2 protein-coding genes are annotated in these 1,369 nt (G+C 71.7%); both read left to right on the forward strand.

Annotation, left to right across the window (positions count from 1 at the left end):
• On the forward strand, positions 1 to 576 hold a 576-nt coding region (locus F3J14_RS34915; protein WP_166726752.1), incomplete at its 5' end, for a hypothetical protein.
• A gap of 7 nt (positions 577 to 583) precedes the next feature.
• Positions 584 to 1,369 (forward strand): biosynthetic peptidoglycan transglycosylase (locus F3J14_RS34920; protein WP_166726753.1); only part of this gene is annotated, 786 nt, incomplete at its 3' end.

The raw sequence follows: 1,369 nt of genomic DNA on the forward strand, positions 1-1,369 counted from the left end.
TGCAGCGTGCTGATGCCGTGGCCGCGTGCGTCGCAGGCGCCGGCCACGCTGTCCGTCACGCAGGACGGCACGGGCCGCCCGTGGGCGACCGTCGAGAGTCTCGCGGCCGTGCCGCTGCGCTCGCCATTCGCGGCCGGCTACCGGATCACGAAGACCGTCACGCCCGTGTCGCCCGCCGTCAAGGGCGTGCTGACGCGCGGCGACGTCGTGCGCGTGCATCTCGACATCGATGCGCAGAGCGACATGACGTGGGTCGTCGTCAACGATCCGATCCCGTCCGGCGCGACGATTCTCGGCTCGGGCCTTGGCCGCGACTCCGAAGCCGCGACGCAGGGCGAGAAATCCCCGGACGGCGCATGGCCGGCGTTCATCGAACGCGACTTCGACGGCTACCGCGCGTATTACGACTATCTGCCGAAGGGCAAATTCGCGGTCGAATACACGGTGCGGCTGAACAACGTCGGCACCTTCGGGCTGCCGCCGACGCGCGTCGAGGCGCTGTACGCGCCGTCCGTGTATGGCCTGTGGCCGAACCCGCCGATGACCGTGAAGCCGGCCGACGCAGGCAAGTCGTGAGTAAGCGATGATCGATCTGGTTTTGCCGCGGCCGGCGCGCTTCGCCGGCCGCGTATTCGTCGCCGTCGTGCTGGCCGCGCCGCTCATCGCGCACGCGCTGCCCGGCTACGACGACGTGCGGCGCGGCTGGCGCAGTTCCGACTGGGTGCTGCTCGCGCGCGACGGCACGCCGTTGCAGCGCACGCGCGTCGATCTCACCGAACGGCGCGGCGACTGGGTGTCGCTCGCCGATGTGTCGCCCGCGTTCCGCGAGGCGATCGTCGTGTCCGAGGACAAGCGTTTCTACGACCACAGCGGCGTCGACTGGCGCGGCATCGCCGGCGCGGCGTGGGGCAACCTGTGGAACGAGCGCACACGCGGCGCGTCGACCGTGACGATGCAGCTCGCCGGGCTGCTCAGCGATTCGCCGCGCCGCTCGGGTCAGCGCTCGCTGCCGCAGAAGGCCACCCAGGCGATGAACGCGCTGCTGCTCGAACGCGGCTGGCGCAAGGACCAGATCCTCGAGGCCTACCTGAATCTCGTGCCGTTTCGCGGCGAGACGGTCGGGCTCGCCGCGCTGTCGCAGGTGCTGTTCGGCAAGGCGCCGTCCGGCCTCGACGCACGCGAAGCCGCGATCGCCGCGGCGCTGGTGCGCGCGCCGAACGCGGCACCCGCGAAGGTCGCCGAGCGGGCCTGCCGGATCCTGCGCGACGTGCATGCGGAACAGGCCTGCGCGTCGCTCGACGGCTACGTGCAGCTCGTGATCGCACGCCCGGCCAACGCCGTGCGGGACGACGGCGGCGCCCTCGCCCCG

The sequence above is a fragment of the Burkholderia sp. Tr-862 genome (assembly GCF_011753085.1).
Taxonomy (GTDB): Bacteria; Pseudomonadota; Gammaproteobacteria; order Burkholderiales; family Burkholderiaceae; genus Burkholderia; species Burkholderia ambifaria.